The organism is Staphylococcus sp. FSL W8-1268, from assembly GCF_038003965.1.
Classification (GTDB): Bacteria; Bacillota; Bacilli; order Staphylococcales; family Staphylococcaceae; genus Staphylococcus; species Staphylococcus hominis.
Map to the genome: position 1 here is coordinate 1,896,677 of NZ_JBBOQE010000001.1, position 14,973 is coordinate 1,911,649.

General features: G+C 30.4%; 14 protein-coding genes. 4 read left to right on the plus strand and 10 right to left on the minus strand.

The genetic code is table 11. The annotated features are described in order from the left end of the window. Nucleotide 1: 1 nt before the first annotated feature. The 3 genes from NST64_RS09660 to NST64_RS09670 all read right to left on the minus strand — a co-directional run bounded on the left by NST64_RS09660 (nt 2) and on the right by NST64_RS09670 (nt 4,820). Nucleotides 2–958, minus strand: coding sequence for an ABC transporter ATP-binding protein (locus NST64_RS09660; RefSeq protein ID WP_002449069.1), 957 nt, complete (start codon nt 956–958; stop codon nt 2–4). A gap of 189 nt (nt 959–1,147) precedes the next feature. Further along, nucleotides 1,148–2,926 (minus strand): DNA helicase RecQ, encoded by a 1,779-nt coding sequence (recQ, locus tag NST64_RS09665; protein WP_002449083.1) that lies wholly within the window; start codon nt 2,924–2,926, stop codon nt 1,148–1,150. Between the two features lie 13 nt (nt 2,927–2,939). Then, nucleotides 2,940–4,820, minus strand: coding sequence for an ABC-F family ATP-binding cassette domain-containing protein (locus tag NST64_RS09670; protein WP_049418629.1), 1,881 nt, complete (start codon nt 4,818–4,820; stop codon nt 2,940–2,942). Nucleotides 4,821–4,931: 111 nt separating this feature from the next. On the opposite strand from NST64_RS09670, the gene NST64_RS09675 reads away from it, so the two are divergent. Further along, complete coding sequence (locus NST64_RS09675; RefSeq protein WP_049418627.1) at nt 4,932–5,750, plus strand: ZIP family metal transporter; 819 nt, start codon at nt 4,932–4,934, stop codon at nt 5,748–5,750. A gap of 291 nt (nt 5,751–6,041) precedes the next feature. Here the strand turns inward: NST64_RS09675 and ltaS are convergent, their stop codons facing one another. From ltaS to NST64_RS09710, 7 genes are all read right to left on the minus strand, one after another. Continuing rightward, nucleotides 6,042–7,979, minus strand: a complete 1,938-nt coding sequence (gene ltaS / locus NST64_RS09680; protein WP_002449089.1) for a polyglycerol-phosphate lipoteichoic acid synthase LtaS — start codon at nt 7,977–7,979, stop codon at nt 6,042–6,044. A gap of 406 nt (nt 7,980–8,385) precedes the next feature. Then, nucleotides 8,386–9,390, minus strand: a complete 1,005-nt coding sequence (locus tag NST64_RS09685; RefSeq protein WP_002449095.1) for a 5-oxoprolinase subunit C family protein — start codon at nt 9,388–9,390, stop codon at nt 8,386–8,388. Beyond that, nucleotides 9,390–10,094 carry a 5-oxoprolinase subunit B family protein gene (locus NST64_RS09690; RefSeq protein WP_049418623.1) on the minus strand — a complete coding sequence of 235 codons (705 nt, stop codon included), beginning with the start codon at nt 10,092–10,094 and terminating at the stop codon, nt 9,390–9,392. The genes NST64_RS09685 and NST64_RS09690 overlap by 1 nt, the downstream gene beginning before the upstream one ends. Nucleotides 10,095–10,135: 41 nt before the next feature. Then, entirely contained in the window at nt 10,136–10,342 is a 207-nt protein-coding gene (locus NST64_RS09695) for a hypothetical protein (RefSeq protein ID WP_002449078.1), read from the minus strand. Between the two features lie 53 nt (nt 10,343–10,395). Next, the gene (locus tag NST64_RS09700; RefSeq protein WP_002449082.1) at nt 10,396–11,004 is read right to left on the minus strand and encodes an aminotransferase class IV; all 609 of its coding nucleotides are present in this window, start codon (nt 11,002–11,004) and stop codon (nt 10,396–10,398) included. Continuing rightward, complete coding sequence (locus tag NST64_RS09705; RefSeq protein ID WP_002449090.1) at nt 11,005–12,147, minus strand: chorismate-binding protein; 1,143 nt, start codon at nt 12,145–12,147, stop codon at nt 11,005–11,007. Continuing rightward, entirely contained in the window at nt 12,131–12,724 is a 594-nt protein-coding gene (locus NST64_RS09710; RefSeq protein ID WP_002455637.1) for an anthranilate synthase component II, read from the minus strand. Before NST64_RS09710 ends, NST64_RS09705 begins: the two co-directional genes overlap by 17 nt. Nucleotides 12,725–13,056: 332 nt before the next feature. Here NST64_RS09710 and queC point away from each other — a divergent pair, with 332 nt between their 5' ends. Genes queC through queE form a run of 3 tightly spaced genes read left to right on the plus strand, consistent with a single transcriptional unit; the run spans nt 13,057 to nt 14,866 of the window. Beyond that, the gene (gene queC, locus NST64_RS09715) at nt 13,057–13,734 is read left to right on the plus strand and encodes a 7-cyano-7-deazaguanine synthase QueC (RefSeq protein WP_002449071.1); all 678 of its coding nucleotides are present in this window, start codon (nt 13,057–13,059) and stop codon (nt 13,732–13,734) included. Then, the gene (gene queD, locus NST64_RS09720) at nt 13,731–14,150 is read left to right on the plus strand and encodes a 6-carboxytetrahydropterin synthase QueD (protein WP_049418621.1); all 420 of its coding nucleotides are present in this window, start codon (nt 13,731–13,733) and stop codon (nt 14,148–14,150) included. The genes queC and queD overlap by 4 nt, the downstream gene beginning before the upstream one ends. Further along, complete coding sequence (gene queE, locus NST64_RS09725; protein WP_049418620.1) at nt 14,150–14,866, plus strand: 7-carboxy-7-deazaguanine synthase QueE; 717 nt, start codon at nt 14,150–14,152, stop codon at nt 14,864–14,866. The genes queD and queE overlap by 1 nt, the downstream gene beginning before the upstream one ends. Nucleotides 14,867–14,973 lie beyond the last annotated feature (107 nt).

Below are 14,973 nucleotides of genomic sequence, written 5' to 3' on the forward strand. Positions count from 1 at the left end.
TTTAACCCTCCTTATCATTTTTAGATAGATAGTCAAAAACATCTTCTCTTCTTAATAATGACTGTGTTAAAGCATGATTATTTTCTACAATGACTGCTTCATGTTTAGCAAGTATCTCGTAAATATCTTGAAGTTTCATACTATCTTTTATAATTGGGTATCCTTGTTTTTCGTCATATTCAGTAAGTGTTCTTGTAAGATTTAGATCGGAGATTTTTGAATTATTGATATCTTTATGCAAGTGATCGCCCATAAACTCTCGAACAAATTGATTTCTAGGATGCTCTTGGAATCCTTCAGGTGTGTCAATTTGTTCAACACGACCATCATTTAATAAACAAATACGATCTCCTAATTTCATTGCTTCTTGTATATCGTGTGTTACAAAAATAATTGTCTTTTTAATTTTCGTTTGTAATTCTAATAAATCATCTTGTAATTTTTCTCTACTAATGGGGTCTAACGCACTAAAAGGTTCGTCCATTAATATTACTGGAGGATCAGCTGCTAATGCTCTTACCACGCCTACACGTTGACGTTGTCCTCCCGATAATTCATCTGGTTTACGATCTCGGTATGTATTTGGATCTAATCTAACCATATCTAATAATTCATCTACACGTCGATGAATATCTTTGTCTTTCCACTTTTTCATTTGAGGAACTTGTGCGATATTTTCTTTAATCGTCATATGCGGAAATAATGCGATTTGTTGTAGTACATATCCAATATCCCAACGCATCTCATAAACTGGATAATCACTCACTGGCTTATCTTTAAAATAAATGTATCCTTCACTTAACGGTATTAATCGATTAATCATTTTTAAAGTAGTTGTTTTTCCACAACCTGAAGGTCCGATTAAAATAAAAAATTCTCCTTCATTAATTTTAAAACTCACATCATCAACTGCAACATTCGTTCCATAACGTTTTGTTACATTTTTAAACTCTATCATCTTGTCACCTTCATTTCCTTCACATCACTATAAAATTTATATTGCTTATTTTCTATTAAATCATGTTTATTGATAAATTCATACTTAATAGATTTAAATACTAATTATTTTTTAACAATAAAAAATAAAACAACTTAAAACATTTTTCTAGCTTCTAAGTTGTTTTATTAAGTCATATTTAATTTTTTGTTAGATATTCGTTTTATATGATTGGATTGTTTCAAGAAATTTAGGACAATAATGTTTTAACTTATAGCTTCCTACACCATCTATCGCAATCATTTCTTGTTTAGATTCTGGTTTACGTTTAGCAAACTCTTCTAATGTATAGTCAGAAAAAATACTCACAGGCGCAATATTCAACTTTTCACTTAATTGACGGCGAACTTCTACTAATTCACTATATAAAGCACGATCAACGCCTTCTATTGTATTAATGAAAACTTTTTCCTTACTTTTATGTTTAAATGGCGTCGTATACACTGTGACATCATTATTCAATAATTCTTTCACACTTTCATCACACGTTAGAATTTCATTATATTCATTTAAAAAGCCTTTAAACCGTAACTCATCAATTAAATGACTTAACTCTGAAGTAGTATAGTCTTTCATCAATCCATGTGTTGTAAGTTGATGATAATGATTGTATTTAATATAATCACTTAATTCTCCACGTAACACTTGAATAATAACATGATAGTTTTCTTGTTGACGCATGCGTGCGATACAACTAATAATCATTTTTGCTTCATTGGTCATGTCATAAGTTTTATTTTGTTGAATGCAATTACTACATTGACCGCATTCCTCTAGACGCGCATTCGGTTCAAAATAATGTACAATTGTCGCTTCTAAGCACTTTTTCGTTTTAGTATACTGAATCATTTTAGTTAGTTTCTCGCCCATTTTATCTTTATAATCATCATCTGCTTGCGAAACAGTAATAAAATATTCATGTAATCCTTTATCTCTTTCACTAAATAATAAAATACATTCACTTTTTAAGCCATCTCGTCCTGCACGACCCGCTTCTTGATAGTATGATTCAAGATCTCCAGGCATGTTGTAATGAATAACATAACGAACATTAGATTTATCAATACCCATTCCAAATGCATTTGTTGCGATAACAACTTTAATACGATCGTATACAAAGTCATTTTGAGCTTCTTCTCTTTCTTTATTTGTTAAACCTGCATGATAAATAACAGAAGCAATATTTATAGATTCTAGAGATTCTTGTAATTCTTCTACTTGTTTACGCGTAGAACAATAAATAATACCTGCTTGATCTTTATGAGCTTTAGCATATTCAATAACAAATTTTTGTCTTTGATATGTCGGATTTACTTTAAAAATGAGATTACGTCTTTTGGTACTTGTTTTAATTTCATCTTCTTTTCGGATATTTAATTTTTCCATAATATCTTGTTGAACTTCGGCCGTAGCTGTAGCTGTAAGAGCTACAATCGTAAAATCTTGAGGTAGTGTAAACACTTTGTTTATGACGCTTTGATAACTAGGTCTAAAATCATGTCCCCATTTTGAAATACAGTGAGCCTCATCAAATGCAATTAAGTTAATATCAATTTGACTAAGCAACTTTAAAAAATAGTTACTTTCAAAACGTTCAGGTGCCACATATAAAAATTGAATGCCTTCAGTGATTAACTTATTTTCAATCTCAGATTGTTGTTTTTTATTTAAACTACTATTTAGATAGGCTGCTTCGATACCCATTGCTTTTAACTGATCCACTTGGTCTTTCATTAAAGAAATCAATGGACTTATTACTATCGTTGTACCACCTAACATTAAACCAGGCACTTGATAACATATTGATTTACCACCACCTGTAGGCAAGACACCTAATACATTATGATGATTTAATATTTTAGAAATTATCTCTTTTTGACCTGGTCTAAACGTATCATAACCAAAATAATGTGACAAAGTTGCTTCCATACTTACATTCCCCTTATTGCTCTTTTATTTCTTCTAATTCACTCCATCTCGTGATGTCTACATCATATGATTGCTCTAGATGTTCTTTTTCTTCATTTAATTCTTTTATTTTAGCGTAGTCAGCGCTCGCTTCTACCATTTCAGTATCAATCTGCTCTAGTCTATGTTCTGTCGTTTCAATACGTTCCATTAGGGCTTCATATTCACGTTTTTCTTTATAAGACAGTCCCGTCTTTTTACGAACGTTTGATTTAGTTTTAGGTTGTTGAGCTTGTTTTTCAAGTATATCCTGTCGATCTTTTTCTTTTTTATAGGCCTCATAATCTTCGAATGTTCCAATAATACGTTCTAATTGGCCATCGTGAATATACCAATATTCTTGTGCTACTTTATTTAAAAAATAACGATCATGACTTACTGTAACTACTGCCCCTCCGAATGTACTAATGTAGTCTTCTAAAATTGTTAATGTTTCAGTATCAAGATCATTGGTTGGCTCATCAAGTAACAGAACATTAGGTTGATGAACAAGCAATCTTAACAAATATAATCGTTTTTGCTCTCCACCTGATAATTTATAAATCTTTTTACCATGAGTAGCACTCGGAAATAGAAATCGCTCTAACAATTGAGTAACTGAAACTGAAGTACCATCTTTTTCTTTTGCCACTTCACTTTCTTCTCTCAAATAGTCAATCATACGTATGTCTCTATCCAAAGTTTCTTCTGTTTGTTTAAAATAAGCTATTTTTACAGTTTGGCCAACTTTTAATTCTCCAGAATAATCAGTATCATCTTGATTTAAAATATTTAACATTGTCGTTTTCCCTGCACCATTTGGGCCAACAATACCAATTCTTTGACCACTTTGAATAATTTCAGTTACATCTTTGAATAATATTTTATTTTGAATCTTTTTCGTTAAATGATCTAACTCAAATACTTGTTTGCCTAATCTAGAATAAGCAAGATTGAGTTGACCTTTATCTTTTTGATGATGAGATTGAACTTCTGTCTCTAAATCATTAAATCGATTAATTCGAGCTTGTTGTTTTGTCGTTCTTGCTTTTGCGCCTGTACGCATCCACGCAAGTTCTTGTTTATAAAGTGCTTTTTGCTTTTCTTGTTGTTTTTGTTCAATCACTTCATTTTCAGCTCTCATTGCAATGTAATCTTCATAGTTTCCTGGATAAGATTTAAGTTTTCCTCTATCTAATTCCACAATACGTGTAGCAATCTCATTTAAAAAATAGCGATCATGTGTCACAAATAAAACTGTATGTGGATATTGCTTAACATAGTTAATTAACCAATTAATTGATTCAAAGTCTAAATGGTTTGTAGGCTCATCTAACAATAACAAATCAGGTTGTTCAATAAGCGTCTTAGCTAAGACAACACGTTTTTGTTGTCCCCCTGATAATTCTTTAACTTTTTTAGTCGTATTATTAATACCTAATTTTGATAAAATAGTTTTAATTTCAGCATTGTAATCCCATGCATGGTGTTGATCCATAAGTTCTTGAGCTTCCATCATTTTTTTAAAATTCGCATCGTTTTGATGTTCTGTATATATAGTCACAGCTTCTTCATATGTTTTAATAATACGTAAAGTATCTGTATCGGAACTTAGAACAGCTTGAAATACTGTCATATCACCATTTAAATGTTGCTTCTGTGAAGAATAACGAATGCGATACTGATTAGGATGAGTTATATCGGCTGAAAAATCTTCATCTAAACTACCAATGACTTTTAATAAAGTACTTTTACCAGTACCATTTATACCTACAAGTCCAATTTTTTCATGTTCAGAAATAGAGAGATTTAAGTCATCAAAAATAACTTTATCAGCATATGATTTATTTAGTTGTTCTATTTTATACGCTTCCATATTTTTACTTCCTTTTTAATATCGAAATTTCAATATATTTCTGATAAGCTTAATTCAGTTCTATATATTATACACCTTTTTAATGCTAAATGATATAAGGAGAAAATAGATATGATAGACTTTTTCGAAAATTTACCACCTTATCTTCAAGCACTTATTGCCGGTATTATTACTTGGTTATTAACCGCTTTAGGTGCTGCATCAGTCTTTATTTTTAAGACTGTAAACAAAAAAATTCTAACTTCTATGCAAGGTTTTGCCGCTGGAATTATGATTGCTGCAAGTTTTTGGTCTTTATTACAACCTTCCCTTGATTATGGTAAAAATGGTCATTTACCTGCTTGGTTACCTGCTGCGATTGGTTTTATTCTAGGTGGTGTGTTTATTAGAGGACTTGATGCAGTCATTCCACATATACACCAAAAAATCGGTGATAAAAGTCAATATCGAGAAGGCGTTAAAACTTCTTTAAGTAAAAATGCTTTACTAGTATTAGCTATCACTTTACACAATATTCCTGAAGGTTTATCAATTGGTGTAGCATTTGGTGGAATTGCAACTGGAAATGGACAAGCTACCTTTTTTGGAGCCCTTGGTTTAGCAATTGGTATTGGTATTCAGAATATTCCAGAAGGAGCTGCTTTGTCCATGCCGATTAGAGCCGCTGGTGCAACACGTTTTAAAGCATTTAATTATGGTCAAGCATCAGCAATAGTAGAACCTATTTTTGCAACTATAGGTGCCATTGCAATTATTTTTATCACTCCAGTACTACCTTATGCATTAGCTTTTGCAGCAGGAGCAATGATTTTTGTAGTTGTAGAAGAGCTTATTCCTGATTCTCAATCGGGTAATAATACAGATTTAGCTACATTAAGCTTAATGCTTGGTTTTGTAATAATGATGATATTAGACGTATCATTAGGATAATTAAATTAAAGAATAAGCCTGAGACATAATAAATTGTTTTAGGCGTTTTTTATATATTGGCAGTCAATTCTAGTCTCGGAACTCCAACATAAAAATTTTCAATAAGAAAGTCTACGTCTAACGCAAGTTAAGAATACGTTGCCACAATAAAACGACGAATTCAAAATGAATTCTGTCACACTCCCTTTCTTTTTTGTTTATTTTTAATGCAACTATAAAAAACCCGTAGATAAAACTTATCTACGGGCATTTAATATAGAATGTTTATTTTACACACTCTCTAATATTGAATTATTTTTGATTTCCATAAGGACCTATTTTGTAGTCATATTTTGACGGATTAATTTTTTTGAAATCTGGATTATTGTAGAATCTGAATAGGTCACCATTTAATACGTCGTCACTCATTTCTAAATCTTTTTCCACCTGTTTCTTATTTTTTTCTAAATCTTTAGGTGGCGTTGTTATTAATTCATTATTTTTATTTGAATATACTTTACCATTCACAAATTTATAATCTTTTGTGATGAAATCACCATTACGGAATGGAATCACATCATTATGATCTTTAGATAACATATCTGTACCCAACATTAAATAATTCTTCGAGTCAATACCAACTAAATGTAAAATAGTAGGCATAACATCCACTTGTCCAGCATATGTTTCATCTACAGTCCCATTTTTACCAGGAATTTTTAACCAGAAGCCAGTACGATTTAAATCTGTGAATTTAGCTGGTGTAATTTGCTCACCCAGTAATTTTTCCATTGCATTGTTATGGTTTTCAGAAATACCATAATGGTCACCGTAAATCATAATAACTGAATCATCATATAATCCTTTAGTTTTCAAATCATTAATATACTGTTCTAAAGCTTGATCTAAGTAATGCGCCGTTTGAATATATCCATCTACAGTAGAATCGCCTGTATTCGGCTTATCAATACTTGCATCTTCTGAATTTAAAGTAAATGGATAATGGTTAGTTAATGTAATTAAATGGGAATAAAAAGGTTGTTTCATTTTAGATTGATATTCTGCTGATGCTTTAAAGAAAGGTTTATCTTTTAACCCTAAGTTCACGACATTTTCATCCGACATATCGTAATATGTTGCATCGTAAAATTTATCTATACCAAAATGTTTATAAATTTGATCACGGTTCCAAAATGTTTTGTAATCCCCGTGCATAACATCAGAAGTGTAACCTTCTTTTTGATCTAAAATTGCTGGTAAAGATTGATATGTGTTATCTCCTTTTAATGAATACGCAGATCCTTGAGGTAAACCATATAAACTATTATCCATTGTAAATTCTGAATCAGAAGTTTTACCTTGTCCTGTTTGATGGAAGAAGTTTGGATAATATCTAAAGTCATCGTTACCAGTCGATAATTTATTTAAGAAAGGTGTAACTTCCTTACCATTTACTTTTTTATTAATTAAAAATGTTTGAAAACTTTCCAAATGTATTTTTATGATATTTTTCTTCTTAGCAATACCATAATATTCAGGGTTTGGTTCCGTATTTTTTTGTTTCGTATAATTTAAAACACGAGTTAAATCATCTTCAGAAGCCAATGCTTTTTGTTGATTGTTTTGAATCGTTTTAACACCATCATATACAGTAAAATTATATGGTCCTAAATATTTAACTAAATATTTGTGATCAAATGTACGAGTTAATAATTCAGGTCGATCAGTTTCAGCAAAAGCTAAGTTTAAAAAGAACAATGCAATTGATGCTGCCATCACTACTGGTACAAACTTTTTACTAAATACACGTTTGTCTAACCAACTTCGTTTAAAAATTAAAATAAACAGATATACAATCGTATCTAAGAAATACACAAAGTCATACCATTTAAAAGAGGCACTTACTGCGCCCCCCATCGATTCAACGTTACTCGCTTGATTTAATGTACTAAACGTTAAAAAGTCTGAGAAGAACCTAAAATAAACAACATTAGCATAGAGTAAAAATGTTAATAAGAATCCTCCAATAAAAATAAACCAATATGCTTTCTTACCTTTAAAGAACAAAAAGATACTTAAAATAAGCGCGATTAAACTATATGGATTCATCAATAGTATTAAATTTTGAACTAATCCTTTAACACCTAAAGAAAAATCTACATAGTATGAGAAATACGTTTTCAAGGTTACTGTAAATACAGTCATTAAGAAAAACGCAAAAAGACTTATTTTTCTTTTGTGTAAACTCATGAATGTTTCCTCCGTTTATAGTTATTCAAATACGGCCATTTACAAATGCTATTTTTAAAATTTAATATATTTTAAAAACAATAAAATTTTTAATTATCATTTAATAAAAGAACATTTTTTATCACTACATTTAATTGTTAACTATTTATTAAAAAAATACGAATTTTGTAATATTTTTGTAATAATACTTCATAGTTCAATATATAAATATAAAGTATTTTTACTTATTTATCAAGAAAAAGCTCAAGTTCAGCCTTCCCATTTATATACCTAATCATTTCTAAACTGTTAAACTGATTGATATATTATAACGCCTAATCTATTCAATTTAATCAGACTATAGTCCTATACCTTTACATTAAAAAATATCATTAAAATATTAATGTTCAATATTTTGATGATATTTTTATTTTAACATTTCTAATTGCATTCGAAATTCGATACCATGAAATAATTGATTCGTCCAATTACTAAACTTCACAGTATTTTTTTCAGCCGTTTCAATATCTATAAATTGAAATTTCAAACGAGATCCTTGTGGTTTTTGAGCTAGTTTAGTCAAATGATAGCTTGCTATAGTACCTATTTGTGGATAACTTCCAATAGTATAATGATCATTTAATAAAATAATAGGTGTACCATCACGTTTTACTTGAATAGTGCCCTTTTTTACTGGTTGATACTCAGGCATATCTTCATAATAGGCTTTGATACTAGGACCCTCTAGTAACATCCCTACACGATTAGACTTATTCGTTACTTTGTACTCTCCATGTACAAATGTTTGTTGTGTATCAGTATCAAAATCATTTGTTCCTTTATTAGCAATGACATGAAATACATCAGAAACGTAATTAAACGATAAAGCATAACCATCAATTCCCCAACTTGTTGTTCGCTGATGTGCTAAATTTTCAAAAAGTTTACGATGTCGTGATGTATAATCACGTTTCATTTCAATTTCATCGCCTTCTTGAATTGTTCTCCCCTGAAATCCTCCAACACCAATATTTAAATCTGTTGAAGTTGAATTTAACCAAGAATCTAATTTAAATCCTCCTCCAATAGCTAAATAAACACGGGATGTTGTACTCGTTTCTTTGAAAGACAATACTTCTCCTTTTTCTACTAAATACAATTTATAAGGTTTAATTTTCATATTTTCTGTACACGCTTCAAAGTGATGACCTGTTAAGGCAATTAAAGTAGGCTCTGTGAATCTAATTTTCGCCATAATATGTGTCATTTCTAAAGTTGCTTCGTTTTTATCATTTGCTACAAGACGATTCGCAATTTCATGTCCTAATGTATCTAATGCACCGCCAGGGATGACTCCCTCATATTCATACCCTTGGCGTCCAAAGTCTTGGAACGTGCTAAAAAGTCCAGGTTTTTCTATTATGATTGACATTATTTAAAATCTCCTAATTCAGTATCATTTGGGTTTTTAGGATGAAATAAGACATTATCTCCTAATTTTAATAAATTAAAGTGATCGCGCTCTGGTGAAAATAATTTAATTGGGGTATAGCCAATGACTAACCAATCGTTATAAGTATCTGTCGTTACAATGCCACATTTTTTCCCTTCAATAATGACAGAACCTGCAGGCACTCTTTTTTTCTTCTGACTTGTATGATTAACATATAATTTTTCATTCATTCCTGTTAAATAAGGAAAGCCTGGGGAGTATCCCATCATAGAGACAAAGTAATGTGATTTTGAATGAAGTTGAATAAATTCCTCTTTAGATAGACGATAGTATTTTAATAGAGCCTCTAAATCAGGTCCAAATTGATCACCATAAACCACAGGAATATTATGAAAATGACACGCTGTTTGTTTATTTTCGATATGTTCTAATTCAATTTGAATTGAATTTACAAGTGCCTTCATATATTGAAATGGCGATGAAATATTATAATGCTTAATCATATCTCGAGCATCATAACAAATCATCATACTAGACTCTGTAGGTACAATATCAGTGATGAAAGGTAAGTCTTTATTTAATAAATGTGTACGTACAGCAACTAAATTTTTAGTTACATCTTCAGCGACTTCTTGTTCAATATCTATAATAATCGCTTGGTCTCCTTGACTATAAATTTTCATTATTGCACCTCTTATTACATTCTAAATTATTTGAATCTATCTTATTGATGATAAAATAAATTTAATAAATGCGTAGCATATGGCATGATGGATTGAATTAAAAGATATACTAGTACAAATTGAAACAACACAGTCATTGTTCCTACAATACGCGGTAGCATAATTAGATTATGCTTCAAATATCGATTGATTATATATTTACTTAAACTATTGAGTAATACGATAAGTATTAACCATAATAATGTCATAACCTTCTCCATTATTAACTAAATTAAATTTCACAATATCTATCAATTGTATTTTATATATAAATAGATACCTGAGCAACTTCACGTAGACTATTCAGTAAATAAACTTCTACTTCTTCATTTTCCAGTTTGATCATTAATTCATCTTTAGTATAATCTTTCACCTTAAGTTTATGATTTTCTAATAAACTTTCTCTCATACATCCTCGTAAAAAATCTTTATTATATCGTGGCGTATAATAGTTTCCATTTTCTTTAATCATAATATTTCCAATATCAAATTCTAAAATTTTGCCACTATCATCATACAGTAGTATCAAATCTGTTTCATGATTATGCGTTAAATATGCTCTTTCTGTTGTTTTATTTATAATGAATTTTTGTGGATAATCACTGTTAGATTTTTTAAAACGTGCAGTAAAAATGTCTTTAGAAGATAATGGCTGAATAACGTGAGTGAATTGTCCATCTTTATCAATTTCTACTTTCAAACGATATAAGCGGTCATTATAATTTTGTTTTAAATTTTCAATATAACTATACCAAGCATTCTCTGAAAACTGAAAACCTAATTGTGAACAAGAATGACATAGTCGACGCGTATGATAGTTTAACCTTGGTATATGACCATGATTAAGTTGCATTGTTTCAAATAATTTCAATCATAACTCCTCCAATATTTTGGTTTTGTCTCGAAATTCTTGAATTTCATTTAATGGAACAGAATCAATGGTAATTCCCGCACCTACACCGTAAAGAGCCATATTATTTCGATATTCTACTGTTCTAATTGGAATGTTAAAAATCATTTTATCATCTGGTAACAATAAACCTATTGTGCCGCAATAAATATATCTTGGACTGGTTTCTAAGTGTTTGATATAAGTCATTGTACTTTGTTTAGGCGCACCAGTGATCGATCCACATGGAAACATTGCTGTTAAAATCGAATGAAGAGATATAGCATCTTCTAGTTGCCCTGTTACCATACTTGTCATTTGATATACGGTTTGATACGTTTCAATAAAGAACAATTTATAAACCTCGATGGTTCCAGTTTTTGAAATCCTTGACATATCATTACGTAATAAATCAACAATCATTACATTTTCTGCTCTATCTTTATGAGAATACATTAATTTTTCATAATTCAACTGATCTTCTACACTAGTTTTCCCACGTGGCATTGTTCCTTTCATCGGCTTACTAACAATCACGTTTGCTTTATCGTTAAATGTACCTTTTTGAAAAAATAACTCTGGAGAAATTGACGCAACTTTTACTTCTTCAGTATCTAATAAAGCTGTATAGCCACCGTTATTGTTGTGAGTCAAATAGGTATATAACATTGAAATAGGATAATGCACTTTACTGGATAAACGAGTAGTATAGTTAACTTGATAAGTATCTCCTTCTGTAATAGCTTCTTGTATTTTAATAATTTTTCTTCTCATTTGTTCGTCACTTTCTTGGAATTGAAAGTGATGTACTGAATGATATTGTATATTGTCCTTATTATTATCAGAGTTTAAGGGTTGATTAAAAGCGTATGCAGCAGCATATACTTCTTTTTCTATTAAGTGATACGTTTCTAATTGATTATTAAAAAATGGCGCTGATTCATAAGTTAAATATAACGCTACATAATGCCCCTTTGTCTGTTGTTCTTCAGCAAATTGAATAACTTCACCTACTTCTTCTAAAGAATAGGCAATTGATTTTGAAATATATTGATCAAATCGCAATTGATAATCGATGTAGTCATCTTCGTTAGTATAATAACGGTAATTAAACGTAATATTCATGTATTTTTCCTACTTTCTCTATAAAGTATTGAATCTGCTGATGACCATATTCACTTAATATAGATTCAGGATGATACTGTACTGCAAAAATAGGTAGGGTATCATGTTCAAATGCCATCATAATACCTTCATTATTTGTAGCTGTAGTATTTAATTGAGAAGGTAATTGTTGCCTATTAGCAATTAAGGAATGATAACGCATGACATTAAAATTTTGAGGTAAATGTTTGAAAAGTCCTTTGCCTGTATGGATTATAGGTGTTGTATGACCATGAACAGGCTTTGGTCCATGAATAATTTCTCCTCCATAATATTCATAGATGAGTTGAAACCCTAAACAGATACCTAATATAGGTACCGATGAGGCATATCTATCTAAAACGCTTTTTAAAATTGGATAGTCACTTGGTTTTCCCGGACCTGGAGAGATGACAATAGCCTCAATTGTTAATTCTTCAAGTAATGCTACAGTCACTTCTGTTACCTTTAATACCTCTACACAATGAGAGGTTTCTATTTTTATGTAATCAATCAAGTTATATGTAAATGAATCATTATTATCTATGACTATAATCATAATTATTTCCAACCTTCAAAATAATATATTTAAAATACAATTTTTATATAAGCGCTTACTTTAATATTCTATAAACTAGCACTTGATTTTAAGATATGAATATATTAAGCTATCTATCGTATAATTCGAATATAAAGAGGTTCCTAGCTGAAACCCTCTATAAAAAACTAGACCTTTGTAGAAATATTTATACATACTTTTTAATGTACATATGTTCTACATATTTTAAGTCTATCTTTTTATAGAGATAGGCTTTTTTTATATTTTATATCAAATGTTTTCATTCTATTTCATCATAAATTAAAAATATTAACTTTTAAAGGAGAAACGTTATGCCAAACAGTGTTTTGAATTCTGAAAAAGCAATTGTTGTGTTTAGTGGTGGTCAAGATAGTACAACCTGTCTTTTCTATGCCAAAAGACATTTTAAAGAAGTTGAACTTGTCACATTCAATTATGGGCAAAGACATAATACAGAAATCGAAGTAGCTTCTAAAATAGCAAAAGATCAAGGGTTAAAACATCATATTTTAGACATGTCTTTACTATCCCAACTTACTCCAAATGCATTAACAAAACATGACATGACAATTGAGACAGGGGAAGATGGTATACCAAATACTTTTGTACCTGCTCGTAATTTATTATTTTTATCATTTGCTGGGGCTCTTGCCTATCAAGTGAATGCGAAACACATCATTACTGGTGTATGTGAAACAGACTTCTCTGGTTACCCAGATTGCCGAGATAGTTTTATTAAATCTATGAATGTCACACTTAGTTTATCTATGGATAGAGATTTTGTTATTCATACACCCTTAATGTGGTTAGATAAAGCGCAAACTTGGGAACTCAGTGATGAATTAGGTGTTCTCAATTATGTGCGTCACAATACGCTTACATGCTACAACGGTATTATTGGAGATGGATGCGGAAAATGTCCAGCTTGTAAATTAAGACAACGTGGACTTCATCAATATTTAGAACAAAAAGGAGATGCGTCATTATGATACAACAAGTTTATCCTACAGTGAATCACCCTTATACATTTGAATTAAATAAAGATTTCAATTTTTCAGCAGCACATTTTATTCCTAGTGAAGATGCTGGAAAATGCATGAGAACACATGGACATACTTATTTTGTTAACTTAACTATTGTTGGAGATGCACTCGACCATAATGGATTTTTAATTAATTTTAGGGAATTAAAACGATTGGTCCATGACCAATTTGATCACTATTTATTAAATGAGTTACCTCAATTTAAAGATAAAAGTCCTTCTACTGAAATTGTGGCACAGACAATTTTTGAAATCGTACAAGCTCATCTTAACGAGTATGACAATAAACCTAAATGTGTACAAGTTTATTTACGTGAAACACCATCAAGTTATGTTGTCTATCGTCCAAAGGAGATTAAATAATGCCTTCAAAAATACCAGTTTTAGAAATTTTCGGACCTACTATTCAAGGAGAAGGACGAGTTATAGGACGAAAAACAATGTTTGTCCGCACAGCAGGATGCGATTATCGTTGTAGTTGGTGCGATTCCGCCTTTACGTGGGATGGTAGCGCTAAAGATGATATAGAGTTATTAACTGCTCAAGACATTTATGATCGTTTAAAAGAAATTGGCGGTAATCAATTTGATCATGTCACTATTTCTGGAGGTAACCCTGCATTAATCAAAGGGATTCAAGATTTAGTAGATTTATTTGAAGAAAAAAATATTTTTACGGCATTAGAAACCCAAGGCAGTAAATTTCAAACTTGGATGCGACAAATTAACGATTTAACAATTAGTCCTAAACCGCCAAGCTCTAATATGGTGCCTAATTTAGAAATATTAGATAGTGTCATAGAACAATGTATACCATCAACATTGAACTTGAAAGTAGTTGTTTTTGATAAAGAAGATTATCAATTTGCTAAAATGATTCATCATCGTTATCCTAATATTCCATTTTATTTGCAAGTAGGAAATCCCTATTTAGATGATGATGTTGAATATCATACCGAAAAATTACTTGGTCGCTATGAAACTCTTGTAGACACAGTAATGAATAGCAGTGATATGAATCATGTGTATGTTTTACCTCAGTTACATACATTGTTATGGAGTAATAAGAAAGGTGTATAATTAGTAAATTATAATAGAATAATATTTATTAAGTGTTTTGAAATGATTAAGTTTATTTTAATTGCTATAATATTTTAATGAACTACACATACGTGATAGGAGTACAA